A 26,342-nucleotide genomic window follows, 5' to 3' on the forward strand; every position below is an offset into this window, starting at 1 on the left:
AAATCTCCGCACCTTCTTAAGAAAAGTGTGCTATTATATATTCAAAGGAGAAGTGAAGCAAATGGATAAGCAAACGGTTCTTGTAGTGGACGATGACAGGGATATAGTGTCGGCGATAGCCAGGCTGCTCAATGATGAGGGCATATCGGTGCTCAAAGCATACGACGGGCTCGAAGCACTCGATGTCATAGCCACCCGACAGGTTGACCTGCTGGTGATAGATGTTATGATGCCCAGGCTCGACGGCCTTTCGGCTCTTATGCGCATAAGGCAGAACAACAATATCCCGGTCATAGTGCTCTCTGCAAAGAGCGAGGACACCGACAAGATACTCGGGCTTTCCATGGGGGCTGACGATTACATAACCAAACCCTATAACCCCCTTGAGCTGATAGCGAGAGTAAAGGCCAATTTGAGAAGATATCTCACTCTCGGTTCGGCGGCTGCATCTTCTCCTGCGAAAAGCGTCATAACCGTCGGCGGCCTGGAGCTTGACAAGGAGACAAAGAGCATCACCGCAGACGGCAGAAAAAGCACGCTGACCGCTACTGAGTATAAGATACTCGAACTGCTCATGGAAAACGCAGGCAGGGTGTTCTCGGCAGAGGAGATATATCAGCGTGTATGGCGTGAAGATGCATATGCGGTGGAAAACACCGTAATGGTACACATTCGGCACATAAGGGAGAAAATAGAGATAGACCCTAAGGAGCCGAGATACTTGAAGGTGGTGTGGGGCGTTGGATACAAAATTGAAAAAAGATGAAGACAACAAAACGGATGAGATGATCTCAGACAGCCTGGAGGTGACAGCTCCGCCTGATGATAAAGAGGGCTTTTTACCTCCTCCTGCAAAGGGGACGGTCGCCTATAAGCTGCGTGCAAGGTGGATAAGGATGCTGATGTTTATACTGTCGGCGTTTTTGGTGGCATACGGGCTCACGGCGGTAATGGCGCTTTCCTGTATCGAATATGCGTGGGATATCGAAGCGGCCGTCATGGGCGACAAGCAGATAAACGAGACCTACAGCGATAAGGCAGAGCACCGTGTGGGTGCAGACGAGATAGAAAACCTCTACAGCAGCCTGTGTATAGTGTCGTCGCAGGTGCTCAGATATGACGATATGCCGTTTGATTACCTGAGCTCTGTGAGCAATGAGATACGGGCGGTAACGGACAAGGTGTTTCTTGACGAAGGCGAGGGCTTTACAAGGCTTGCGGGCGTTGATGACAGGTTTGAATACTTTGTGTCATACGGCGGCAGATATATGACAAATATCGAAGGCCTGTCGGCAAATTCCGGCTATGACGAGATAGTAAAAAAGCTCGGCAGCGATGATGCTTACTATCTAAGGCTCGGCGACAAGACCTACTCGGGCGGTGTCAACAAGCAGCGTGTAGGCCGCACCGACTATGAGAGCGGCGACTTAAAGGCAGCAGAGCCTTATCTTCCTCTTGGTTCGGCCTATTATGATGAGGATTACAAGGCGCATATTTTCAGCTACTATAAATACGCATATGACACGACAGTGTTTGAAAACGAGGAGCTGCCGTCAGCAGACAGCAGCGGTGACTACCCTTATTACAAGGGCGGTGTGAGATATAAGTATAACGAAAAGCTCGACGAGCTGATAGCTGACAAGACGCTGAAAAAGCTCGATGACAGCGGCATAAAGGTGGCATTAGGCCTTAAGCCATACACCGACAAGGCAGCAGGTGCGCTTGATAAGGACGAGCAGGTGTCGCTCTCAAAGGGGCTTGTTATAAGCCTTATGCCTGTGGGGGCAGTGCTGTTTGTGATAGTCATTCTTCTTATGGTGCGCTGCGGCTATGACCGTGACACGGGCAGGTTTGTGGCATCATACTGGCTTGATAAGAGGTTCTCGGCCGAGGTTTTCCTGTTCTCGGCAATAGCAGCGCTTGCCGGCGAGGGTGCGCTTTTTGACTCGCTCAGCGGTGAGATAAAGTTGGCGCTCGACCGCAAGGATATCGTGTTTTTCAGCTCGTTTGCGCTCGGTACACTGCTGCTTTGGATAATAGGCTTCGGCAGCGTGCTCGTGATGCTCAGAAAGCTCAAAACAAGGACGTTTTTCTCGACCTCGCTGCTCGTTAAGCTGATAGGCTTCGTTTCTAAGGGCTTATCTGATGTGTATGAGAGGAGCAGCCGCAGACTTATGCGCACCTCCTACCACAAGCTCAGCGTCAGCAAGCGGGTCTTTGTCAGGAGCATCATCTTCGCAGTGCTCACGGGCTTTGCGATACTGCTGCCTGCTGTGATATATCTTGACGGCGGCTGGTCGCCTGATGATATGTCGGTGGTGTTTGTGTTCTTAACTGTGTATGCAGTGTACTTTGTATGGTATGTGCTCACAAGCCTTGACTATTTCCACAATTCCGAGCTGCTTTGCAAAAAGCTTGAAACTATCAGCAGCGGCGAAAAGTACGAGGGCGATAAACCGCAGCCCACCTCGCCTTTCTATGAGCCGTTCATGGGGCTTGACAAGCTCGATGAGAGGATAAAGTTCCAGGCTCAGGAAATGGTAAGGAGCGAGCGCACAAAGGTCGAGCTGGTTACTAATGTCTCGCACGACCTGAAAACTCCGCTCACGTCGATAATCAGCTATACCTACCTTCTCTCAAAGGAGGAGATGAGCGACGAAGCAAGAGACTATGTGAAGATACTCTCTCAGAAATCCGAAAAGCTCAAAGCTATAGTGAATGACGTGTTCACTCTTGCAAAGGCAGCAAGCGGTGCAGAGATAAAGCACGAGCGCCTTGACCTTGCGATGCTCATAAACCAGACAATAGCCAGCAATCAGGATATCATCGAGCAGAGCGGCTTTGCAGTCAAGACGACTGTGCCGGACGAGGCTGTGTTTATCATGGGTGACGGCGACAAGCTGTCAAGGGTGCTGCAAAACCTTCTTGACAATGCGCTGAAATACTCGCTCAGAGGGACAAGGGTGTATATCGAGCTTAGTGTATCAGAGCGCAGGGCACAGGCAATATTCAAGAACACCGCCGCTGAGGAGATGCAGTTTACCGCCGAGGAGATAACCGAGCGCTTTACAAGGGGCGATAAATCCCGTACTGACGGCGGCAGCGGTCTTGGGCTGTCTATTGCCAAGACCTTCACCGAAGCCTGCGGAGGAGCTTTCCGCATAGAGCTTGACGGCGATGTGTTCAAGGCGATAGCTGAGTTTGATACGCTTTACGACCAGTGATGAAGTTCTCGTATTTAAGGCAACACCGCACAAAGACCGCCTGAAGGCTTTGTACGCAACTTACTTGCATCTTTTCCGTCATATTACACATTTTTTCCTTGAAATACGGTAGTATTCCTTCGGAAAATCTGTGCGATCTGACGAAAAAGCTGACTGCGCAATTTGCGCACAATCTTCGTGCGGTGTTGCCTTAGCAGGATAACGCAGTATAGTTAAAGGCACTTGGGTCAGTCGGTATTCTGACAAAGGTGCCTTTTTGCTGTCAGAAGACGACGAAGACAAGGACGAAGAAGACAGTATGTCCTTTTCCTTGTCCTTTTCTTTTTCATTATCCTTGTCTTCTTCCTTAACATTATCATTATCTTTATCATTATCTTTATCCTTATCCTTATCAGCATAGGTTTGCATTGCAAATAAATGCATTTGCATACATTTGTAAGCATATGCATAGTATAGCACAGGCTTTGGGATATTTGCCTTTTGAAAATCATTACAAATTGAAAACATTTGCAGATAAACTATTGAAAAATAAAATAAAGCATTGTATAATAGTTATGATTGGATAATTATGCAAGGGAGATAGTAAGTATGAAAGCAACAGTAAAAACAGCTTCACTTGAAATATCTGCAAACACCTCGGGCGCTGAGCTTTGCTCGGTGAAAAAGGACGGTGTGGAGTATATCTGGCAGGCAGGCGATGCCTGGAAAAGATATGCACCGATACTGTTCCCGTTCATCTGCTCGCCCAAGGGCAAGAAATATAAGGCAAACGGTGTCGAATACACCATGCCCACAAACCACGGCTTTGCAAGGGATAAGGAGTTTGCGCTCAAAGAGCAGACTGATAACAGCCTGAGCTTTGTCCTCACATCAGATGAGGAAACGCTTAAGGTATACCCCTATGATTTCGAGCTGACTGTCAGCTTTACTGTAGACGGCGACAGCGTCGAGGTGCTTAATTCTGTAAAGAATACCGGCAAGGGAGATATGTATTTCTACCTCGGCGGCCACCCGGCTTTCAACTGTCCGCTTGAAGAAGGGCTTTCGTTTGATGATTATGAGATAAGATATGAAAAGACTGAAACGATAATCCAGCCGCTGCTCACCGGCGGTGAGAGGACTGTTATTGATAACGCCCAGGGCTATAAGCTCACCCGTGCGCTCTTTGACCACGATGTTATCATGAAGGATAAGCCGAATTCCAAGAGCATAACCCTTATGTCAGACAAGGGCAGCAGGAGCGTGACTCTGCGCTTCCCGGAGAGCGAGTGCATAGCTGTGTGGTCGTCTACCGGCAACGATGAGGCGAGATTTGTCTGCCTTGAGCCCTGGACGAGCGTGCCTGTATATGCTGACGACGAGTTTGAGGACATCGAGAAAAAGCCCCACGCTGTAAAGCTCGCAGCAGGCGGTAAGTTTGACTACCGCTACTATATAGAGGTGAAGTGATGAAGGCCGTCATACAGCGTGTAAACTATGCGGATGTAAAGGTCGGCGGTGAGACGGTCGGCGAGACAGGCAAGGGCTATCTCATACTTTTCGGCGCCGCTGTGGGCGATACCGAGGAGGACGCTGACAGGCTCGCTGCAAAGATATCCACCCTGCGTATCTTTTCTGATGAGAACGATAAGATAAACCTCTCGATAAAAGATGTGGGAGGAGATATACTCTGCGTGTCGCAGTTCACCCTGTGTGCTGACTGCCGCAAGGGCAACAGGCCGAGCTTTACTGATGCAATGCCGCCCGAAGAAGCAAACAGGCTTTATGAGTATTTCTGCGATAAGTGCGCAGAGCTTGCAGAATGTAAGGTCGGCAGGGGAGTTTTCGGGGCTGATATGAAAGTCACCCTGCAAAACGACGGCCCGTTCACTGTTATGCTCGAATGTAAGGAAGGTAAGATCATCTGATGAATATACAGTTATTCGGAAAGAATAAATGCTTCGACACCAAGAAGGCACAGCGCTTTTTCAAGGAGAGGGGCATTAAGTTCCAGTATATAGACCTTAAGCAGAAGCCTATGAGCCGCGGCGAGCTTGAAAGCGTTATAAAGGCTGTCGGCGGCCTTGACAAGGTCATTGATGAAAACAACAAGTCGCAGACTGCCACGCTTATAAAGTATCTCGCAGACGATGAGGCGAAAAAGGAAAAGCTGCTCGAAGACGGCACGCTTATGAAAACGCCTGTCGTGCGAAACGGCAAAGAGGCGGCTGTGGGATTTGCCCCCGATGTGTGGGAAAAATGGATAAAGGGATAGATTGGAGAATAAAATGAAAAGACCGATTTGTTTTCTGATTGCGGCAGTGATGAGCTCAGCACTGCTTGCAGCGTGCGGCGAGAGCGATTCAAGCTCAAAGCACCCCTCGCTGCTCGATGAGATAAATAATTCCTCGCAGACGGAGGACACGGGCGGCGGAACGAGCGGGCGCTCGACAAGCTATGAGTGGGTGCTCTCACCGACCATAGAGGCCGAGAATATCATAGCCCCCGACGGCGCACAGGTCAACACCGAGGGCATCGAGAACAATGCCTATATGCGTGTTGCTATACTTAAGCGTGACGGTATGTACGGCTTTATCGACTACAACGGCGTTATAATGGTAAAGCCTGAGTATTCCGGCTACTATATCGACTATGACGGCAAAATGACCCTTTCCCGTGTGACATCTGAGGGTACTGAATACTGCGCTATCGACGAGTCGGGCTATATCACCCACGTCGGCACTGACAGAGCGATAAAGGACAGGTTCTTCTTCTACGACGACGCAAAGCATCAGTGCTACTACCAGAACTACAAGGATAAGTTCGCAAAGCCCTATAACGGCAAGAAAATGGTCGCTGTTCAGAGCATAAACGCCACCGACAAGGGCAACGATAAGTTTGAAGTCGAGATAACAGATGAGAGGTTCGCTCTCTGCCAGAACAATGAGCTGCTGACCGAATATGAATATGACGATGCGTATCTTCCTATATATAAAGGAACAGGCTCGACCTGTATCGCACTTTGCAAGGACGGCAAGTGGGGCTATGTAAACGGCAAGGGCGAGCAGATAATAGACTTCATCTGCGATGCCATACCCCAGTCGTCACTTGCGAGCGACCTTCAGGTATCAGAGGGCTTACACCCGTATCTTTTCGCAGGAAAGTATATCGCAGTATCGGTAAACAGCCGCTTCGGCTACTATAATAAGAAGGGCGAGGTCATCGTTACCCCCGGCGAGTTCGAGCAGGCAAGACCTGTGCTCAACGGCCTTGCGTGGGTAAGAAAGGACGGCAAGTGGGGCGTTGTGCAGATAGGCGAGATAGACGAGTCGCTCGTTATCACCACGACGACCACGACGACCACCAAGAAGGTCGAGACTACCAAGTACACCGGCACATGGGCGACGACGACTACAACGGCCGCCGAAACGACCACAGAGACCGAGAAGACCAAGAAGACCAAAAAGACCAAAAAGACCAAGGAAACAGAGCCCCCGGCTCCTACCGAGACCGAGACGCCTGCACCTACAGAGACTGAGCCCCCGGCACCCACCGAGACCGAGCCTCCGCAGACCGAGGCACCTGCGACAGACCCTCCTGCCACTGACCCTCCTGCGACCGACCCTCCGGCCGAGCAGCCGGCAGAGCAGGGTGCGGAACAGTAAATAACAAAACCGCTGCTTACACATAGCAGCGGTTTTTATACTTGACATTTTTATAATAATGTGCTATAATTATAGCAGTAAATGAGAACTAAGCCCCCGAGGGACGCTGGTAACGCCCTCAGGTTGATCGGCAGTTCTCCTTTGTGATTTAGTGATTAGAAAACACCGCCATCATTTCAGGAGTTGGCGGTGCTTTCCTTTTTTTGTTGCCTTTTTCAGGTCTACATTAAGTACTTGCTTATCTCTTCTTGTTTATCTTGAAGAGGACGATCAGAACTGCTATCACATTTATAATACCTATGATAGTGTTAACAAACAGAAAAAGATCTGAATATGTCACATAGCTCATCACGCACACCTCCCTTTCGGGAGAACCGCCGTTTCTGCTTTGCTTAGCCCCTCGCCTTCCGGCTCAGTCTGCCTTTTGGCATTGAATGTATTATAGCACATAAATTCACACTTGTCAAACTGAAGATCATTGCGTTTTCACACATCTGTCACATTCCGCAAAAGCCACGAAAACACCTGCGAAAACCGCTGTGATTGTATACATACAATACAGCATTTATATCAGAAATATGACATAAAAGAAACACCGCTGAGAACTTCAATGTTTTAACAAATAATTTATTAGCTAAACCGCATATACTTGTAAATGCCCGATTTTAAACGATTTCGTAATAATAGACAGGCTATCATCTATTAATATGATGTTCATTTTCACTAAACACACACATTCAAACTGAGCACATTGTACAAAATTATAAAACTTGCGAAAAACCTATTGACAAACCTGATGAAAGGTGCTATACTGTCTATAGTGAAAGGGAAAGCAAAGGGCTTTACCCGAGATCACAAAAGCAAGCATGTGCCCCTATACACAGGCTGCTTAAAAAATAATTTATATTATGGAGGGATTTCTTATGAAGAAGTCAAACAAAGGTTTTACACTCGTTGAGCTGATCGTTGTTATCGCAATCATCGGCGTACTCGCTGCAATCCTCGTACCTTCCCTTATGGGTTATGTAAAGGATTCCAAGATCTCTACAGCTAACGCTAACGCTAAGCAGGTTTACACATCTGCAGCTACAGTAGCTACAAAGCAGGAGACAGCTGGTTATCCTATCGATGATTCTGCCAAGTCTGGTACTTGCTTCCTCGGCACAAAGAGCGGTGTTACAACAGCTACAGTTGCTGGTGGCCCTTACTCTGCAGACCTTGAGCAGGGTGTTAAGGACAACCTCGGTTCCGGTGATGACATTTCTTGGATCGTAAAATTTGTTGACGGTGCTCCCGAGTGCTGCTATGCTGGTAAGACAGGTGCTGATAAGTATGTAGGTTCTTATCCTGCAGAGGCTGATGACAAGTGCTCTAACGGTGTTGACAGCGCTACAGGTGCTAACATGAGCAAGACAACAAAGGCTAACGATGACGCTAATCTTAAGTAATCAGTAAAACCTTTAGTCAACCAAATCAAATCTTTAAAAGGACTGCTTCGGCAGTCCTTTTTCTTTTGCGTATTTTCAGACCGCCGGGATATAATAATATTAACTTTTCGTAAACCCCCTTGACAAATACTTGTTTGTACTGTATAATATAAATATAGATTTGATAAAACATAATCTCATAAAATAGAAAGGAATGGTAACTATGGCAGCAACAGTTGTAACAAAGGCAAATTTCGAGGCAGAGGTATTAAAGTCTGACAAGCCGGTCATCGTTGATTTCTGGGCTTCGTGGTGCGGCCCCTGCAGAATGCTCTCGCCCGTTATCGAGGAAATATCTGAAACTGAGCCCGGCATCAAGGTCTGCTCGGTCAATGTCGATGAGCAAATGGAGCTGGCTGCACAGTTCCAGATAAGCTCTATACCCACGCTCCTCGCATTCAAGGGAGGGCAGCTTGTCAATCAGTCGCTCGGCGTTATACCAAAAGCGCAGATCCTCGGCCTTGTTAAGTGAGGTGAGCTATGTTTGATATCATAATCGTTGGTGCAGGGCCGGCAGGGCTCACGGCGGCTATCTATGCGCAGCGTGCCGGCAGAAAGGCGCTTGTCTTTGAGGCAGGCAGCTACGGCGGCCAGATAATCAAGGCGGCAAAGGTTGAGAATTATCCGGGGCTTAAGTCTGTTTCGGGATTTGAGTTTGCGCAGACGCTCTATGACCAGGCGACGGCTCTCGGTGCTGAGATAAGGCTTGAGCGTGTCATCCGTGTTGCCGACGGCGGAAGTGTCAAGACGGTGACGACCGACAGCGGTGAATATCAGGCAAAGGCCGTTATCCTTGCTACCGGTGCTAAAAACCGTCCCCTCGGCCTTGAAAATGAAAAAGCCCTTACAGGCAAGGGCGTTTCCTACTGTGCGACCTGCGACGGAATGTTTTTCCGGGGCAAGAGCGTCGTTGTGGCAGGCGGCGAGAGAACAGCCGTGCTCGATGCGCTGTTTTTGGCCGACATCTGCGAGAAGGTGTATGTTGTCTACAAGGGCAGCGAGCTTGGCGTGCAGGGCGTTGATGCTGACAGGCTCTCGCAGAAGTCAAATGTCGAGCTGATGCTTGGCAGCCGTGTCACTAAGCTCATTGACGAGGGAGGCAGGCTCTCGGGTATTGAAGTCACATCACAGGACGGTGTCAGGACTCTCGATGTGCAGGGGCTTTTCGTGGCAGTGGGCAATGCGCCTGACAATTCAGGCTACGCCGATGTCGCAAAGCTCGATGATAAGGGGTATTTTTGCTCTGATGAGAGCTGCCTGACCGTTACACCCGGAATATTTGTAGCAGGTGACTGCCGTGCAAAGAAGATACGCCAGCTCACCACAGCAGCCGCCGACGGCACCACAGCCGCCCTCGCAGCTTGCAGCTATCTGAGAACTATAGAATGAAAAAAGGACTGCGTCATGCAGTCCTTTTTAGTATGCCGTTATTCAAGTGCGATGTACTTTTCCTCAAACTCGCTTACCGGGATAGCCTTGTCAAAAAGCCAGCCCTGAGCCATTTTGTAGCCTATGTCGCTGAGGAAATTCGCCTGCTCCTCAGTCTCAACGCCCTCGAACAAGACCTCCTTGTGGGTCGTGGCGATGAGCCTGCATATCTGCTTGACGTATTCACGTTCGAGCAGGTTGGTGGCGATGTTGTCGATGAACACCTTGTCTACCTTGACGATGTCAACAGGCGCATTGAGCAGCACGCTCAGCGATGAATAGCCAATGCCGAAGTCGTCAATGTCTATCTTGAAGCCGTATTCACGCAGCTTGCTCATGTATCTTATCATGATGTTCACGTCTTCGACAAAGGCGCTCTCAGTTATCTCGACCTCGATAAGGCTCTTGTCAACGCCGTATTTGTCGGCAAGGTCGTTTACCCTGTTTACGAAATTCTCCTTGCTCGAATGTACCCGTGAGAAGTTGACGCTTATCGGAACAAGCCTCCTGCCCTCGTTTTTCCACTTGACATATGCTTTGAGCACCTGCTCGTACATATAGAAATCGAACTCGATTATAAGCCCGACCCTTTCAAGCACGGGTATGAACTCATACGGCATCTTGTAGCTGCCGTCTTGGTTTCTCCAGCGTGCCAGAGCCTCGGCACCGATTATCTGCCTTGTCACAAGGTCAAATTTCGGCTGTAGGAAAAGCTCTATCATGCCCTGATCCATAGCGTTCTTTACCTCGCTCGCTATCGACTGGTCACGCAGACGTTCCTTTCTCATACGCTCGCTGTATATTCCGCAAAGCACATCGTCCGAGCCCTTGACACTTCGCCTTGCAAGGTTTGCATTGTCCATTGCTATGGTTATGTCTATGCTCTTGTCGGTGATGAAATACATTCCGCTTGAAATGTTTATGTCGCTTGCCGGGTAGTGTATCTTCTGGAGCTCGGCAAACGCCTGGTTTCGGGCATTTATCTCTTTTATCAGCTTGTCTCTCGACTCAGCAACATAAAGCCCTGTATAAAAGTCTGAGTAGATACGGCAGGCAAATACCGTTGCCTCGCTGCCGGTTATCACGTTTGCAAAGTCGTTGAGCATACTGTTTCCGGCGTCGTATCCGAAGTTCTCGTTGACATAGGAAAAGTCGTTTATATCCGAGTAAACTATCGCATAGCAGCGCTTGTCGTTTATGTTTTCGATATATTTCTGCGCCTTCTCCTTGAAGGTGTGCCTGTTGTAAAGGCCGGTTATGTAGTCACGCTCGGTGAGCCTCTCGATGAGCTTTTTATCAGAGTCGATGCGGCGCTTGAGCATCTGCTCTGTCTCGATAGATGATATACGGCCGTACACATTGGTGATCTTGCCGTCTTTATCTGCGACGGTGGTGTAGCTCATCTTATACCATGTGTAGTCATCATCGAACGCTATCGTTCTGTATTCGACAGAGCCTGACATGAGCGTCGTTCTTGCCTGCTCTATCTTCTGCTCGATTTCGGGGATATCCTCCTCCTTCAAAAAGCGCGAGAATTTCTTTTGTGAAAAGAAGTTTTCCACCACATTGTCATATCTGCTGATATAGTTGTCGTTGTTCGGCAGATAGAATGTGTCGTGTATTATGTCATAGTCGTAGTATATATCGTTGGTGGACTGAGCGATTATCTCAAAACGCCTGTTCTGGCGCTTTATCTCCTCCTCCTGCTCCTTCGACTTTGTGATGTCTGTCATTATAACGAAGAAATACTGCTTGTTGTCCTTCTGTGTAAAGGGCTTCATTCTTGCGTCGAACCAGCGCTTTACGCCGTCAGGGCAGGGAACACAGAATTCCCCCGAAACTGTCTTGTTCTCAGACACGCATTCATCCATTTTGCCGAACATTCCCTTGTATGCGTCCTTTGAGAAGCTGTTGCCCAGTATCTTGTTGTACTCGTCCACGTCCTTGTATCCGAGCTTCTTGTAGTAGTTGTCTGATGCCTTGAATACCTTTACGGTCTCTCCGTCTGATTCGTATATGGCAACAGCCCCCGGTATACCGGAGATAATAGTATCAAACACCTTGAGCGAGGTTATCTCATATATATCAAGATTTCTGATAAGCGCACCCTTCGGCTTGTTGACATAGAGGATAGCTTTTCTGCTTTCACCCTCTCTGTTTACACATACAAAATCAGTCACAGCAACACTCTCGCCGTTTTTGGGGCTCATGTAATGCTCAAAGCACATGACATCGCTTCCGCTGTTTCCCTGAGCCGCAAGAGCCTTGACAGCCGCTGCTGTATCGCTGTCGCACAAAGCATCAACAGGCAGACCGCCCTCGATCTCCTCAGATGAATACCCCGAAAGGGCGCAAAAACCCTCGTCGCACTTGATAGTCCTGAAATTTTCAAGGTCTATATGAAGCACGCCGTATTCAATACTGTACAGGCTTTCTGTTCTTTTCTCTGCTTCCATATCTTGCACCGCCAAATCCTTTTATTGCTGCAAACGGGTACAAATACCCAAATATATTATACCACATTAAATAATTATTGGCAATGTAATAGATTAATTTTCGTCATTTTGGATAGTGGTATTGTGTAAAATTCACAAAAAAGCAAAAAAGTCAAATGTTCAATGATTTATCTTATCTCAGCAGACTTTTTGACGGTTTTTTTAAGGATAATAAGCAGTGCCGCCATAACTGCCGACGCCACAGGCAGCACGAATATCGCTTTGCCGTAGCCGACACCCTCGACCAGCGAGCCGAAAAATGCGTTGAAGCCTATGTCAAAAAGCGTTGCTATGCTGAGAATGAAGCCTGTTGCAGTGCCGGCGCAGGAGGGGTCAAAAAAGCTGCCGATGAGCATTACGAGCAGCGGATATAGCACCGAGTAAGCCGCACCCGATATGCCGAGCAGAATAAGCCCCTGCCTGCCGAGAATGATGCCTGCCGTGTAGAGCACAGCGCCGACTGACGATGTGATGATAAGGCAGCGGAAAATGCCTATCTTCTCGATAAAGGGGGCAAGTATCAGCCTGCCGACGGTCATGCAGCCGTAGAACATCGAAAGATACATAGCCGATTTGCTGACCGTTAGCCCAAGATGCTCGCCGCCGTAAGAGGTAAGCCAGTTCTGCAAGCCGTGCTCGGATATGAAATACCCGCCGCATATGAGTATGAGCAGCACGCTCTGAGGTGTTTTGAGTATCGCTGCAGGGTCGGGCTTTTGCTGCTTTTGCTCGGGGTCGGGGAGCTTAAGGGTCATAAGCAGTGCAAAGCTGATAACTGCAAGAGCGACTATGATAGCATTAGCGCCGTGCCAGCCCTTTAAGCTGTCAGCGAACCGACCGCCGATATTCTGCGAAGCCGTGATGCCGATGCCCTGAAGGAAGTTGAATATGCTCACATACATAGCAGGGGAAGCAAACATCAGCGGTGTTACGACATTGACAGAGGTGGATATCATAGTTGAGCCGCCCATTGAGAATATCATGCAGACAAGCAGCACATAGTAATTCTCGGTGAGCACATACATAGTCAGCGCCGCAGTCCATATACACAGCACGCCGCCGATAAAGCGCTTTCTCGGCATTCTGTCAGAGAGCGTGCCGCCGACTGAGAGGAAAAGCAGGTTGCCTATGTAGCTTATCATGATTATGCGCCCTGCCTGCGGCTCGGAAAGCGAGAAGCTGCTGCGAAACTGCGGCAAAAACACCCCTCGCAGAGCGTCCGACCCGGCTGTTATCAGCATTACAAGACAGCAAAACAAAATTGCAGTCAGCTTTTTGCTATTTTTTCGAGTATTATTGATATTTTCCATTATATCACCATATTAAAAAAGCTCTTTCACACAAATACCGAGCTGTTGCGAATTTCGCAACAACCCGGTACTGGATACATTGTTCTGTTTCTAAGGCAACACCGCACAAAGACCGCCTGAAGGCTTTGTACGCAACTTACTTGCATCTTTTCCGTCATATTACACATTTTTTCCTTGAAATACGGTAGTATTCCTTCGGAAAATCTGTGCAATCTGACGAAAAAGCTGACTGCGCAATTTGCGCACAATCTTCGTGCGGTGTTGCCTTAAAGAAATTACTTAAGGATAACTCTGCCGTCGAGAACGTAAGCTACATTTTCCTCAGCATCGTCATCGTCGTCATCTTCATCGTCTTCATCTTCGTCATCGTCTTCATCGTCGTCAGACTTTGAGGACTTGCTGCTGCTGCTTTCATCATCATCGTCCTTCGAGCCGAATATCTTGTCGGGGAAAAGCACGAATATATCCACAGCGATAACTGCAAGAATAAGTATTATAAGGATTATCGGGGCTACCATGCTGCCCTTCTTCTCAGCACCCTGTATCGGCACACCGTTAGGTATGGGGTTCTGGTCATATGCTGCCTGGGGAACGGGGTTGGGGTTGAACGCAGGCTGCTGTATCGGAGGCTCTGTGAATGCAGGCTTAGGCTGCTCAAACACAGGCTGAGTCTGCTCTATTACAGGCTCGGGAGCAGGCATCGGAACAGGTGCCGGTGCAGGAGCCGGTGCTGCTGCAACTCTTGTGCCGCAGCCGTTGCAGAATTTAGCAGTAGGTGAGAGCTCTTTTCCGCAGCTCGGGCAGAAAACAGGTGCTGCCGCAGCAGGAGCTTCTTCTACCTTAGCGCCGCAGCCGCCGCAGAATTTTGTTCCGTCCTGGAGCTCTGCGCCGCAGTTTTTACAAATAATAGCCATAACTATCTGTCCTTTCTTAAACTATTAGTCACTTTCATTTTTGCCTGATGCAGTTCTGACTATCTCAGAGAAAATGCCCTCTTCCGAGATAAAGTCGAAATCGTCCAGCACGCTGCCGTAGATATACCATGTGTTGTTGACTCTTACAACGATCAGCTCCTTGGTGTCTGAGCGTTTGAGGTTTTTCTGATACAGCTTGAAGTGAACTTCCAGCCTTTCGGCCTTGGTTATCTTTATCCTGCGTGAGAAGTTCTTCACATAGTCCTTTTCAAGCGCCTCTATCTCCTTGCTGTCAAGCTCCTTATGGCTCACTATTGATACGGTGAGCTTCTGGCCGCTTGAAGATTCGGGGTAAAGAAGCTGGATAAAATCCTCATTATAATCCTTCCGGCTTTGAAATTCCTGTTTTGCTGCCGCCGTGAAGCAATCAAGATATCCTCTTTCGTCATATGCCTGCATGGTCTGTGCAAGTGTTCTTACGGGCTGCTCATAGTTTACCGACTGCTCTTTTTCCTTGCCGCAGCCCGACAGCATCATCACAAGTGCCAATGCAGCCGATAAGCAGATCGCTCTGTTTTGCTTTTTCATAATACTCTTGTTATTCAAAAACAGACGGGAATCACACCCGTCCGTTTTATCCTTTTAAACTATTTGGTCTTTAAGATCAGATCTCAGTGTCAACTATGCACCACTGACCGTCTACCTTAGCGCAAGTAAATGTGAGAGTCTTTGTATCCTCATCATCATCGCCCTTGATCTTAGCCTTGATCTTAACTTCGTAAGCAGCTGTTACGCTTACGCCCTTAGCATCGTATCTGTCCTTAAGGTCGTCCTCGATATCGTCGACCTTCTTGTCAGAGAGCTTCTTTTCCTTCTTGATGTCATAAGTGATCTTAGCACCGTCGCCGTAATCGTCTTCAAGAGAATCCTGCATATCCTCTGCGAGATCGCTGAAGTAATCATCAGCATCGAAATCATCATCGTTATCCTCAAGATACTCGATCCTGCACTCAGGAACAGTCTTCTTGTAAAGATCACCGTCGCCCTTTGTGATAGCCTTGAAGTAGTTGTCGATAGCGCCCTTGTAGGGGTGAGCGAAGATGAGGTTGAAAAGAACGATTATAACTATTATAGCCACGATAACAATACCGCCGAGAACTATAAGAGTAGTCTTGTTGGGGTTAGTCTTAAGGTTCTTGATGTTCTCCATCGAAAGGGATTCCTTAGCCTTGTTGAAGCCTTCCTTTACAGCACCGCCTGCCTGAGCAGCAGCGTTCTGGAAAGAAGCGCCTGCGTTGCCCTGAGGAGCAGCACCGCCCTGAGGAGCAGCCGAAGGAGCAGAACCTAACTGTGCGCCGCAGGATGTGCAGAATGTAGCGTTATCATCGAGCTGTGCGCCGCATGATGTACAGAATTTAGCCATATTGTTTTCCTCCATATAATCAATAGTATTCAAAGCTTTGCTTTGTTATAAATATTACTACATTTATAATAATATAATATAAAAATGCTTTTGTCAATAGGTTTTACGTTTTTTGGCTATGCCCAAATCAAATTTTAGCGATTTTAAGCAAATAAGTCTCTCAGAACACTGCAATTTCAGCATTATTGCTCATAATCACTCTCGGCACTCTTGACGATATGCCGCACACTATCTCGTAGCCGATAGTCCCCGTCATATCGGCGATATCATCGGCTGTTATCTGCTCGCTGCCGCTTTTGCCGATAAGTATCGCATAGCCGCCCACCTGAGCGTCTTCTATATCTGTCACATCGCACATGAACTGGTCCATGCACACCCTGCCGGTTATGGGGGCTTTTTTGCCGTTTATGAGCACATAGCCCTTGTTTGACAGAGCTCTCGGATAGCCGTCTGCATAGCCGCAGGTTATCGTTGCAAGGCGTGTAGGCTTGTCTGCCGTGTATGTCCTGCCGTAGCTGACCTGAGTTCCGGGCTCGACTGTCTTTATCATGGATATCGTTGCTCTGAGCGTCATTACAGGTGCAAGCTCAAACGGCACCGGCTTTGCGGTGTTAGGCATCAGCCCGTAGAGGATGATACCGAGCCTTGCGAGACTGCTGCGTGGGTCGTTTCTGTATACGCCTGCCGCCGAGTTCATAAAGTGCGAGTGCTTAAGTGTCAGCCCACGCTTTTTAAGCTCCTCGGTGACATCGAGTATCTTCTGCTGCTGCATATCAGAGTATGCATAGTTGTCCTCACCGTCCGAGTCGGCAACGGCGAAGTGTGTGAACACGCCCTCCAAGGCTATATTCTCAAGCCCACTTATCTTTTCTATCTCGTCAGCACATTCGCTCACACTGCCACGAACGCCTATCCTTGTCATGCCGGTGTCTATGGCACAGTGGCACCTTATCTTTTTGCCGCCGGACTTTTCATCAAGTGCCCTGGCGTAGGAGTATTCGGTGAGCGCCTGTATTATATCGTACTTTGCAAGGTTCTTGGCTTCGTCGGGGCAGGTGTAGCCGAGAATGAGTATATCACCCTTTATGCCGCAGTCACGCAGCCTTATCGCCTCGGTGATGTTTGACACGGCAAAGTATCTTATCCCGTGCTTTTGCTGTAGGTAGGGAACTATCGCCCTGTCACAGTGGCCGTAGCATGAAGCCTTCACGACACACATCAGCTCTGTGCCTTCTTTTAAGTATGTCCGGTAGTTTTCTAAGTTGCGGCTCACAGCATCAAGGTCGATGACTGCTTCGCAGCGTTTTAAATAATCCATTTTGCTTTCACTCTTTTCGATTTATTTTAGGCAATACCGCACAAAGACCGCCTGAAGGCTTTGTACGCAACTTACTTGCATCTTTTCCGTCATATTACACATTTTTTCCTTGAAATACGGTAGTATTCCTTCGGAAAATCTGTGCAATCTGACGAAAAAGCTGACTGCGCAATTTGCGCACAATCTTCGTGCGGTGTTGCCTTTATTGCCGCAAATATCTGCGGCAAAAAAGTGCTTTTTTGGGAGATTTGCTATTGAAATGAATAAAAAAATGTGATATAATAACATTGTATGCAGTTTTTGTGCTTGTCGCTGGAGGTGTATCTAAGATGAATGATGTTTTTCCGACACTCACTCTTTCAGACCTCGATATCAGCAGGACCTGCTGCTTTTCCGGACACCGCAGCATCAAGCTGCCCGGCGAGGGCGACAGGGACAATGCAGGCATGAAGCGCCTTGAAAGCACCCTTGAAATGGAGATATACAAGCTCATTCAGGAAAAGGGCATCAGGTATTTCATATCCGGCATGGCGAACGGTGTTGACCTTATCTGCGCCGAAGCCGTGGTAAGGCTCGCAAGCACCTCCTGCCCGGGGGCAAAGCTCATCTGCGCTATACCTTATCTCGGCCAGATGTCTGAGATGCGCAGCCCGAGAGATAAATATATCTATTCCATGATAGAGCAGAGCAGCTACAGGTCGGTCATCCTTGCCGAAGGCTATCACAAGGAATGCTACAAGGAACGCAACAGGTTCATGGTGGATAACTCCTCCTGCCTGCTCGCAGTATATAAGCCCTCATTAAAGGGCTCAGGCACTTTTCAGACTATGAATTATGCAAAGACTCAGGGGCTCGATATCCGGGCCATAGACCTTGACAAGAACCCGCAGTTTTATTCATGATTATATTTTACAACTTTTTTCATAAAATTTCAAGCCTTGAACGGTCTGTTTGAAATTTTTTTTACTGATACCGCCAGAAAGGGGAATACTATATAAAATGTCCAAAAAAACAACCAAGAAGAAAAAGAAAAGATCTCAGGCGCCGATAGCGCTGGTATACTTTGCAGCACTTTGTGCCTGCCTTGTAGTTGTGGGCGCACTGGTGATATCCGTCTTCCAGAAGTTTGATATTCTCTCTTTCGGAAAGAATGACTCCGAGACGTATGAGGGCTATACCTCAGACGACTGCACGACGATACTCTTTGCAAGGATAAATTCAAAGAACGTGCTGCACGATATGCTCGTCTACAGGCTCGACCCCACAAAGGATAAGATCTATATCGTGCCTGTTACGCCGTATATGCTCGATGAGACTACCGGCAAGACGCTCAAGCAGACGCTTGACGGCGGCGATATGCACCAGCTCGCAGCGGCAGTCGGCAGATGCTTAGGTGTTGAGATACCTTACTATATGACAGTGAGCAACGGCTCGTTTGACAGCATATGCGACCAGTTCGGCGGATATACCTACACAGCACAGGAGGATCTGTATTACCTCTCGGGCGACAAGGACACCGAAAAGAACGATGTCACCATAAAGAAGGGCAGCACGCTCAACCTTATGGGCAGGCAGATAAGGCTCGTTATGACCTACCCTGTGTTCTCAGAGGGCAGGCAGGGCAATGTCAGGTTCATGGCATCTGCTTTCGAGACTATGATAGCAAGTGCATTCGCACTGCCGGATTCGACAAAGGGCGATATAGACATCATCTATAACTTCGCCAAGAAGAAATCCGACACAAACTATACGGACGATGATTTCAGAAAGATGAAGACAGTGCTCATAGAGATGCTCGGCAGGGGCGTATCGCCTGCAATGAGCTTAACACCTACAGGCACATGGAATGATGACGAATCGCAGTTCGTTGTCGATCAGTCCTTCAAGGATGAGCTGGAAAAGCAGTTCACCCCTGAGGTAATGGCAAAGAAGAAAGACGACAGCAGCGAAAAGCGCTGATAAGAATACTCGCCCTACAGGAGGCACGTTATGAAGCTGATGGTAATAATCCTTAACAGAATAGATGCGCTCGAATCACTGCTCGAGGGGCTCTCCTCGGTCGGTGTCGGCGGTGCTACCATAATCGAATCCTCCGGTATGGCAATGACACTGTCAAGGCTTGAGAGCAGCGTGCTCTCGGCATCTATCAGGAGCCTTTTCAGCGGCGACGAGGATAACCGCACGATATTCTCGGTAATAAGAGACGACCAGCTCGACACAGTCAGAAAAGTCGTCTATAAGACGGTCGGCGACCTTTCAAAGCCGAACACCGGTATCCTCTTTACCATACCTCTCGATTTCGTAGAGGGCACCAAGAAGGGCAGGAAAAAGCCGGGGGACAAGCCCGAGGCCGAGGCAAAGCCCGAGCCTGACAAGCAGGCAGGCGAGGCAGATAAGGCGGAGGAAAAACCGGAAAAAACAAGCTGATATAAGAATGTTTACTTTGCGTTAAATAAAAATTCAAAAACCAGCTTGAAAAATACGATTATTCGCTTGCAAATGCCGGGCAGTTGTGGTATAATATTTATGATATCTTTAGTAGAAAGGCTGGAACTTGACTTCCGGTCTTTTGATTTTGTATGGGTTATTTTTGCGGTGCTTAAGTCATGTGCCGCCGGAGAGAAATGGGGAATTCAATGGAAAAGAAGAATACGGCAGCTCTTGTCAGAGAGCTCGCACAGCCGATATGCGACGAGCTGGGGCTGTTTTTGTGGGACGTAAGGTATGAAAAGGAAGGCTCGAGCTTTTACCTTCGTGTGTTTATCGACAGCGACGACGGCATCTCGATAGAAGACTGCGAGAATGTCACAAGGCCGCTGAGCAAGGCGCTCGATGAGGCTGACCCGATAAAGGAGCAGTATGTGCTCGAAGTCGGCTCGCCGGGGCTCGGCAGAGAACTCAGGCGCCCTGAGCATTTTGAAGCCTGCATAGGCGATGCGCTCAAAGTCAAGCTCATACGCCCTGCGGCGGACGGAAGAAAGGAATTCATAGTCGGGCTTGATTCGTATGACAAGGAAAAGATATACGGCCATGAGACTGACGATGACGGCAATGTGCTCGACCCTATAGAGATAAAGATAAGCGACTGCGCTTATATAAAACTGTATGACGACAATGACCTGTTCTGACGGGTGATAAAGATATAATCAATTAGGAGGAATTTGGAAAAATGAACAACGATTTTTTTGACGCTCTGTCAACACTCGAAACGGATAACCACATTGATGCCGAGGTGCTTATCGAAAAGATACAGGCCGGTATTATAATGGCAATAAAGAAGGATTATCCCGGCAGTGAGAATATCAATGTGACTATCGACCCGGCAGCAGGCAAGTTTGAGATGAAGATACTTAAGGAAGTGGTCGAGGGTGAGCCTGAGGATCCTGCAAACCAGATATCTCTTGACGAGGCGCTGACGATAAGCAAGCGTGCAAGAGTGGGCGGCACGGTCGAGATAAAGCTCAACTCCGCTAAATTCGGCAGAGTTGCTGCTATGGCTGCAAAGCAGTCGATAAGAAACGACATCAAGAGAATTGAAAAGGAAAGACTGATAGCTCAGTATTCCGACAAGGCCAAGGAGTGTATCTCGGCAACAGTCGAGAAGGTCGAGCCTGAGACACTCAATGCTATACTCGTTATCGACAAGAACGATGCAAACAACAGAAATGAGATATTCCTCTCACGCAGAGAGCAGATACCCGGCGAGGTGCTTCGCCCGGGCGATATCATAAAGGTATATGTAGTCGGCGTTTCCGACCCTGACAAGAGATTTACCGTAAAGATATCAAGAACACACAAGGACCTTGTAAAGAGACTTTTCGAGCTTGAGGTTCCTGAGATATATGACGGAACAGTTGAGATAAAGGCTATATCAAGAGTAGCCGGCTCACGCTCGAAGATGGCAGTATGGAGCAATGACCCGAACGTAGATGCAGTAGGTGCCTGCATAGGCCCGAGACGTTCGAGGATACAGAATGTAGTAAACGAGCTCAAGGGCGAGAAGATAGACATCATCGGCTACAGCGAGAACGATGAGGAATTCATCGCAATGGCACTTGCCCCCGCAGAGGTCACAAAGGTAGAGATACTTGATGATGACCCCGAGGTAAAGGCTTGCAGAGTAACAGTCCCCAACAGGCAGCTCTCGCTTGCTATAGGCAATAAGGGACAGAATGCTAAGCTTGCTAACCTTCTTACGGGCTATAAGATAGATATAGTTCCCGAGGAGCCTGACCTTGCGGATATGAAGCCCCGTGAGGAAAAGGTGACTGACGAGGAGCCGGAGGAGGACGAGGAGTAAGCCCGTATCTGAATCTGAGGAGTGACCGCTATGAAAGTTAAAAAGATACCTATGAGAATGTGCCTCGGCTGCGGTGAGATGAAGCCGAAAAGAGAGCTTATAAGGATAGTAAAGCCGGCCGAGGGCGAGATAAGCCTTGACCTGACAGGCAAGAAAAACGGCAGAGGCGCATATATATGCAGGAGTGCAGATTGCTTAAGGCTCGCAAGGAAAGCAAGGAAGCTCGAAAAGAGCTTTCAGTGCAGGATAGACGATGCGGTGTACGACAGCATGGAAAGTGAGCTGACGGAGAATGAGTAAAAACATTATGGGGCTCGTGACCATGTGCCGCAGGGCAGGAAAGCTGAGCCTCGGCCTTGATATGGCAAAGGAGGCCTGCAAAAACGGCACGGCCTTCGGGTGCGCCGCAGCAAGCGACCTGTCGCCAAAGTCGCTTAAGGAGCTGAAATACGTCTGCTATAAGAATGAAGTTCCCCTTTATTCACTGGGGCTCACGATGGACGAGGTCTGGCAGGAGCTCGGAAAGCGTGCAGGTATCATGGCGGTAAACGACAAGGGCTTCTGGAAGGCGCTCACAAAGAGCCTTCAGCCCATAGAAATAGATGAAAATGAATTCTACAGCATATAAGATTTGAGGAGGACACAGTGCCTATGAAAAATTCAGCGATAAAGTTAAACCAGCTTGCAAAGGATATGAAGCTGACGAACAATGACCTTTTTGAGTGCCTTGCACAGCTCGGCGGCGAGCCGAAGAAGGCTATGAGCGCTCTTACACCTGAGGAGGTCAGCTTTGTATTCGAGTATTTCACACAGAAGACCGCAGTGACGGATCTGAGCGCATATTTTGCTAATAATGTAGCGCCCGAGAAGCCCAGGAAGGAAACCAAGAAGGCTGCGGACAAGACAGAGAAGCCTGCAAAGGCTGCAAAGGCAGAAAAGCCCGAAAAGGCAGAAAAGGCTGCCGAGAAGCCTGCAAAGGCAGAAAAGCCGGCTGCAAAGGCAGAGAAAAAGGCTGAGCCTGCAAAGGAAGAAGCTGCCCCCAAGGCAGAGAAGAAGCCTGAGCCCGAAAAGTCCAAGGCTGACAAGTTCGACACTGCAAAGGCAATGGGCGGCTCTAAGAAAAAGGAAGAAAAGAAAAAGGAAAAGAAGCACGACCACGGCAAGCAGACTATACTCGGCGGCGGCTCGTCTTCGCAGAGCAGCACAGGATATACCGTATCTGAGGAGCAGAGCAGCAGCGGCAGACGTATAGTTGATACAAGAGGCAGCTATACCGAGCTTGACAAGTACAACGAGAAGTATGACAACATGGCAAGCTCCAAGCAGGGCGGCAAGGACAACTACTCGAAGAAGCAGAAGCTCACTCAGAAGTCCCAGCAGTATAAAAAGCAGAAGGGCAACCACGGCAAGAGAGAGAACGAGTCTGAGAAGGATAAGCTGCGCAGGCTTGAGCTTGAGCGTGCAAGAAAGCAGCAGCTCAAGGTGCTTATCCCTGATGAGATAGTTGTTTCCGAGCTCGCATCACGCCTTAAGGTAACAGCTACCGAGGTAATAAAGAAGCTCATGGGTCTTGGCGTTATGGCATCAATAAACGAAGTGATAGACTTTGATACGGCATCGCTCGTTGCTGATGAGCTGGGCGCTAAGGTAGAGAAGGAAGTTATCGTAACTATCGAGGAAAGACTTATCGAGGACGAGGCTGACAAGGAAGAAGACCTCGTTGAGAGATGCCCTGTAGTAGTTGTTATGGGTCACGTTGACCACGGTAAGACATCTATCCTCGACAGGATAAGAAATGCAAACGTAGCCGCAGGCGAGGCAGGCGGTATCACACAGCATATCGGTGCATATCAGGTGCGCTACAACGGCAAGAAGATAACCTTCCTCGACACCCCCGGCCATGAGGCGTTCACATCAATGAGAGCAAGAGGTGCAAATATCACAGATATCGCTATCCTCGTTGTTGCGGCTGATGACGGTATCATGCCGCAGACTATCGAGTCTATAAATCACGCAAAGGCAGCAGGCGTTTCCGTTATCGTTGCTATAAACAAGATGGATAAAGAGGGTGCAGACCCCGACAGAGTAAAGCAGCAGCTCACCGAGCACGAGCTCGTAGTTGAGGAATGGGGCGGCGACGTTATCGCAGTTCCCGTGTCTGCAAAGACCGGTATGGGTATTGACGAGCTTCTTGAAAACGTTCTGCTCGTAGCTGAGGTCAAGGAGCTTAAGGCTAACCCCAACAGGCTCGCTAAGGGTACTGTTATAGAAGCAAGACTTGACAAGGGCAAGGGCCCTGTTGCAACACTTCTTGTTGAGAACGGTACACTCAACGCAGGCGATGTCATCATCGCAGGCCAGTCTGTCGGCAGAGTAAGAACAATGACAGACTACCACGGCAAGAGCATAACCAAGGCAGGCCCCTCGACACCTGTAGAGATAACAGGTCTTGCAGAGGTGCCTTCGGCAGGCGATACATTCAACGCAGTTGAGGACGAGAAGCTCGCAAGAGAGCTCGTTGAGCAGCGTAAGTTCGACGCTAAAGAGGAGCAGTTCAAGCAGTACCAGAAGGTAACTCTTGAAAACCTGTTCAGCCAGATATCCGAGGGCGAGATGAAGGAGCTTCCTATCATCGTAAAGGCTGACGTTCAGGGCTCGGTAGAAGCAGTTAAGCAGAGCTTAGAAAAGCTCTCAAACGACGAAGTAAGAGTAAAGGTGATCCACGGCGGCGTCGGAGCTGTTTCCGAGAGCGATGTAATGCTCGCTACAGCTTCCAATGCTATCATCGTAGGCTTCAATGTTCGTCCTGACCCCGTTGCCAAGGAGAACGCAAAGCGTGACGGCGTTGATATAAGACTTTACAGGATAATCTATGATGCTATAGAGGAGATAACCGATGCTATGAAGGGTATGCTCGCACCTAAGTTCAGAGAGGTCGAGACTGCACGCATCGAGGTCAGACAGGTATACAAGATCACAGGTGTCGGCAATGTTGCAGGTGCTTATGTTCTTGAAGGCAAGATAGGCCGCAACGACGAGATAAGAGTTGTCCGTGACGGTATTGTTATCGCCGAGGACAAGATGAGCACACTCAAGCGCTTCAAGGACGATGTCAAGGAAGTTGCTTCCGGCTTTGAGTGCGGTATCACACTTGAAAAGTTCAGCGATATCAAGGAAGGCGATATATTCGAGGCCTTCGTAATGGAGGAGTACAGAGAGTAATATCTCGAAGACATTAATAAGGGAAGATGAGCTTGTGGACCGTAAGAGGATAGTTTCGGCATTTCTCGCTTTTGCCGTTTGCTTTGCAATGGCAGGCTGCGACAGGGACGACAGCAGCAAGAGCGATGAAAGCAGCACAGACAAAAAGCAAAGTGTCAGCGAAAGCGCTTCTGACAGCGACGTTTCGGGAATATACGTCCCCTTTGAGGGCATACGCAGACTTGGCAATGATCCCAAGCAGCTAATGACAAACTTTGACTCGGCAATAGATCAGTCGCAGTCATATTTCAGCGGCGGCAGCGACGGTGACACCGACAAGCTCGACAAGATAGCAGCCGTGTCTGTGCTCGAGCTTGATGAAGACGGCGGCTTTACGGCCTATTATCAGCCTACATCGTCGGGCACCGATATGGAGTTTACAGGCAGCTATAAGACCGACGGCGGCAAGCTCAGCTTTGAGTATAAGCATGAAAAGCGCACTGTTACTTCGGATAAGTTCGGCGAAAAGCTCGACACCCCCGAGGTAAGTGAGGCCGATGCCGGCAGCGGTGAGCTTTTCGGCAAGAATATGGAGCTTATGAACACGGTAGGCGAGGGAACTTATCTGCAATACGCAGCGCCCATGTGGTTTGCTGCTGACTATCTTAAATTCGATATGTGCGTGATGCCTATGCCTATGGGTATGAGAAGCTTTAGCCAGTGTCCGATCCATATGGACGAAAAGGTGCTCAAAGACGCTAAGAGGCAGTATTTCACCGTGCATAACGGCGTGCTCTGTGCCGACACAGCCGGCTGGGAGCTTGACGGAAGCTACTCAAAGGGCGGGAGCTTCAGCGTGAAGTTTGACCCTATGGCGGCGGCTGACGACTGGTATTTCTACGCTAATGAGACTCCCGATGACATAAAGGATATGCTTAAAGCAAGCCTTAAAACTGAGGATATGACCACGATAGAGTTTTCATCAAACAAGTGGGAGTGGAAAAACGCCGAGGGTGATACCCTGAACTCCGGCAGCTACACCGAGAGCGACAAGATAGACGGGCTGTTCTGTATGTATATAGATGAAAACTCATCGCACGGCACGCCTGAAAACAACATCTATCAGTTTATGTATATAAACGGCTCACAGATATACTACCCCTACGCATTCAAGGCATAACATGATTACAGGAGAATAATTTATGGGACATAAAGCAGGAAGAATGAGCGAGGATATCAAGCGCATAATCTCGGGCAAGATGAGAGACTTGAAAGACCCGAGGATAAGTAAAAACGGTATGCTCACCATAGTCAGATGCGACGTTGCAGGCGACGGGTCGTTTTGCAAGGTGTATGTTTCCTCTTTTGAGGGCTATGACAAGGCAAAGGAGGCCGTTAAGGGCTTTGAGAGCGCAAGCGGCTTTTTAAAGCGTGAGATATCAAATGTTCTGGGCTTAAGAAAATGCCCCGAGCTTAAATTCATAGCAGATGATTCTATGGAGCATTCTGCACAGATAAATGAAAAGCTCAAAAGCATCGCTGCAAAGACTGCGGCAGATGACAGCGAAAATGATGATAATGATGAGGTTTAGAAAGGA

Annotated in this window: 26 protein-coding genes; 19 read left to right on the forward strand and 7 right to left on the reverse strand. The window is 48.6% G+C overall.

What is annotated here, in order from left to right; translation table 11 throughout:
- The first annotated feature begins 61 nt into the window (after positions 1–61).
- Positions 62–766, forward strand: coding sequence for a response regulator transcription factor (locus CD05_RS0101395; RefSeq protein WP_028508985.1), 705 nt, complete (start codon positions 62–64; stop codon positions 764–766).
- Positions 741–3,224, forward strand: coding sequence for a HAMP domain-containing sensor histidine kinase (locus tag CD05_RS19350; protein WP_051588752.1), 2,484 nt, complete (start codon positions 741–743; stop codon positions 3,222–3,224). Before CD05_RS0101395 ends, CD05_RS19350 begins: the two co-directional genes overlap by 26 nt.
- Before the next feature lie 78 nt (positions 3,225–3,302).
- On the opposite strand, the gene CD05_RS0101405 is transcribed toward CD05_RS19350, so the two are convergent.
- Positions 3,303–3,632 carry a hypothetical protein gene (locus CD05_RS0101405; protein WP_156947255.1) on the reverse strand — a complete coding sequence of 110 codons (330 nt, stop codon included), beginning with the start codon at positions 3,630–3,632 and terminating at the stop codon, positions 3,303–3,305.
- 180 nt (positions 3,633–3,812) lie between these two features.
- Here CD05_RS0101405 and CD05_RS16990 point away from each other — a divergent pair, with 180 nt between their 5' ends.
- The 7 genes from CD05_RS16990 (at position 3,813) to CD05_RS0101445 (ending at position 9,744) form a co-directional block, all read left to right on the forward strand.
- Complete coding sequence (locus CD05_RS16990; RefSeq protein WP_037322734.1) at positions 3,813–4,673, forward strand: aldose 1-epimerase family protein; 861 nt, start codon at positions 3,813–3,815, stop codon at positions 4,671–4,673.
- A complete protein-coding gene (gene dtd / locus CD05_RS0101415) occupies positions 4,673–5,131 on the forward strand; it encodes a D-aminoacyl-tRNA deacylase (protein ID WP_028508987.1) in 459 nt (152 codons plus the stop codon). Before CD05_RS16990 ends, dtd begins: the two co-directional genes overlap by 1 nt.
- Complete coding sequence (locus CD05_RS0101420) at positions 5,131–5,478, forward strand: glutaredoxin domain-containing protein (RefSeq protein WP_028508988.1); 348 nt, start codon at positions 5,131–5,133, stop codon at positions 5,476–5,478. The genes dtd and CD05_RS0101420 overlap by 1 nt, the downstream gene beginning before the upstream one ends.
- 13 nt (positions 5,479–5,491) lie before the next feature.
- Positions 5,492–6,868, forward strand: a complete 1,377-nt coding sequence (locus tag CD05_RS0101425; RefSeq protein ID WP_028508989.1) for a WG repeat-containing protein — start codon at positions 5,492–5,494, stop codon at positions 6,866–6,868.
- A 923-nt stretch (positions 6,869–7,791) separates the two neighbouring features.
- Positions 7,792–8,316, forward strand: a complete 525-nt coding sequence (locus tag CD05_RS19355; RefSeq protein ID WP_051588753.1) for a type II secretion system protein — start codon at positions 7,792–7,794, stop codon at positions 8,314–8,316.
- Positions 8,317–8,518: 202 nt separating this feature from the next.
- Positions 8,519–8,827 (forward strand): thioredoxin, encoded by a 309-nt coding sequence (trxA, locus tag CD05_RS0101440; RefSeq protein ID WP_028508990.1) that lies wholly within the window; start codon positions 8,519–8,521, stop codon positions 8,825–8,827.
- A gap of 8 nt (positions 8,828–8,835) precedes the next feature.
- On the forward strand, positions 8,836–9,744 hold the full coding sequence (locus CD05_RS0101445) for an FAD-dependent oxidoreductase (RefSeq protein WP_028508991.1): 909 nt from the start codon (positions 8,836–8,838) through the stop codon (positions 9,742–9,744).
- Between the two features lie 38 nt (positions 9,745–9,782).
- Here CD05_RS0101445 and CD05_RS17000 read toward each other — a convergent pair whose 3' ends face one another.
- The 6 genes from CD05_RS17000 to alr form a co-directional block, all read right to left on the reverse strand.
- The gene (locus CD05_RS17000) at positions 9,783–12,239 is read right to left on the reverse strand and encodes an EAL domain-containing protein (protein WP_051588754.1); all 2,457 of its coding nucleotides are present in this window, start codon (positions 12,237–12,239) and stop codon (positions 9,783–9,785) included.
- 167 nt (positions 12,240–12,406) lie between these two features.
- A complete protein-coding gene (locus CD05_RS0101455) occupies positions 12,407–13,519 on the reverse strand; it encodes an MFS transporter (protein WP_242841216.1) in 1,113 nt (370 codons plus the stop codon).
- Positions 13,520–13,863: 344 nt separating this feature from the next.
- Positions 13,864–14,502 (reverse strand): zinc ribbon domain-containing protein, encoded by a 639-nt coding sequence (locus CD05_RS0101460; RefSeq protein ID WP_028508993.1) that lies wholly within the window; start codon positions 14,500–14,502, stop codon positions 13,864–13,866.
- 24 nt (positions 14,503–14,526) lie between these two features.
- Entirely contained in the window at positions 14,527–15,090 is a 564-nt protein-coding gene (locus CD05_RS0101465) for a hypothetical protein (protein WP_028508994.1), read from the reverse strand.
- 76 nt (positions 15,091–15,166) lie between these two features.
- Positions 15,167–15,925 carry a zinc ribbon domain-containing protein gene (locus CD05_RS0101470; protein WP_028508995.1) on the reverse strand — a complete coding sequence of 253 codons (759 nt, stop codon included), beginning with the start codon at positions 15,923–15,925 and terminating at the stop codon, positions 15,167–15,169.
- Between the two features lie 160 nt (positions 15,926–16,085).
- The gene (gene alr / locus CD05_RS0101475) at positions 16,086–17,243 is read right to left on the reverse strand and encodes an alanine racemase (protein WP_028508996.1); all 1,158 of its coding nucleotides are present in this window, start codon (positions 17,241–17,243) and stop codon (positions 16,086–16,088) included.
- 329 nt (positions 17,244–17,572) lie between these two features.
- On the opposite strand from alr, the gene CD05_RS17005 reads away from it, so the two are divergent.
- The 10 genes from CD05_RS17005 to rbfA all read left to right on the forward strand — a co-directional run bounded on the left by CD05_RS17005 (position 17,573) and on the right by rbfA (position 26,336).
- Positions 17,573–18,145, forward strand: coding sequence for an SLOG family protein (locus tag CD05_RS17005; RefSeq protein ID WP_051588756.1), 573 nt, complete (start codon positions 17,573–17,575; stop codon positions 18,143–18,145).
- A gap of 97 nt (positions 18,146–18,242) precedes the next feature.
- Entirely contained in the window at positions 18,243–19,202 is a 960-nt protein-coding gene (locus tag CD05_RS0101485; RefSeq protein WP_028508997.1) for a hypothetical protein, read from the forward strand.
- 30 nt (positions 19,203–19,232) lie between these two features.
- Positions 19,233–19,670, forward strand: a complete 438-nt coding sequence (locus CD05_RS17010; protein ID WP_242841217.1) for a hypothetical protein — start codon at positions 19,233–19,235, stop codon at positions 19,668–19,670.
- Between the two features lie 209 nt (positions 19,671–19,879).
- On the forward strand, positions 19,880–20,371 hold the full coding sequence (locus tag CD05_RS0101495; RefSeq protein ID WP_028508998.1) for a ribosome assembly cofactor RimP: 492 nt from the start codon (positions 19,880–19,882) through the stop codon (positions 20,369–20,371).
- A 41-nt stretch (positions 20,372–20,412) separates the two neighbouring features.
- The gene (gene nusA, locus CD05_RS0101500) at positions 20,413–21,543 is read left to right on the forward strand and encodes a transcription termination factor NusA (RefSeq protein WP_028508999.1); all 1,131 of its coding nucleotides are present in this window, start codon (positions 20,413–20,415) and stop codon (positions 21,541–21,543) included.
- Positions 21,544–21,573: 30 nt separating this feature from the next.
- Positions 21,574–21,843: a YlxR family protein gene (locus CD05_RS0101505; protein WP_028509000.1), complete on the forward strand. Its 270-nt coding sequence runs from the start codon at positions 21,574–21,576 to the stop codon at positions 21,841–21,843.
- Entirely contained in the window at positions 21,836–22,171 is a 336-nt protein-coding gene (locus tag CD05_RS0101510) for a ribosomal L7Ae/L30e/S12e/Gadd45 family protein (protein WP_028509001.1), read from the forward strand. The genes CD05_RS0101505 and CD05_RS0101510 overlap by 8 nt, the downstream gene beginning before the upstream one ends.
- A 23-nt stretch (positions 22,172–22,194) precedes the next feature.
- Positions 22,195–24,765 (forward strand): translation initiation factor IF-2, encoded by a 2,571-nt coding sequence (gene infB / locus CD05_RS20225; RefSeq protein WP_084262065.1) that lies wholly within the window; start codon positions 22,195–22,197, stop codon positions 24,763–24,765.
- 34 nt (positions 24,766–24,799) lie between these two features.
- Complete coding sequence (locus CD05_RS0101520; protein ID WP_028509003.1) at positions 24,800–25,924, forward strand: hypothetical protein; 1,125 nt, start codon at positions 24,800–24,802, stop codon at positions 25,922–25,924.
- 22 nt (positions 25,925–25,946) lie between these two features.
- The gene (rbfA, locus tag CD05_RS0101525) at positions 25,947–26,336 is read left to right on the forward strand and encodes a 30S ribosome-binding factor RbfA (RefSeq protein WP_028509004.1); all 390 of its coding nucleotides are present in this window, start codon (positions 25,947–25,949) and stop codon (positions 26,334–26,336) included.
- Positions 26,337–26,342 lie beyond the last annotated feature (6 nt).

Origin of the sequence: Ruminococcus sp. NK3A76, from assembly GCF_000686125.1 — a bacterium.
In the GTDB taxonomy this organism is placed as follows: Bacteria; Bacillota; Clostridia; order Oscillospirales; family Ruminococcaceae; genus NK3A76.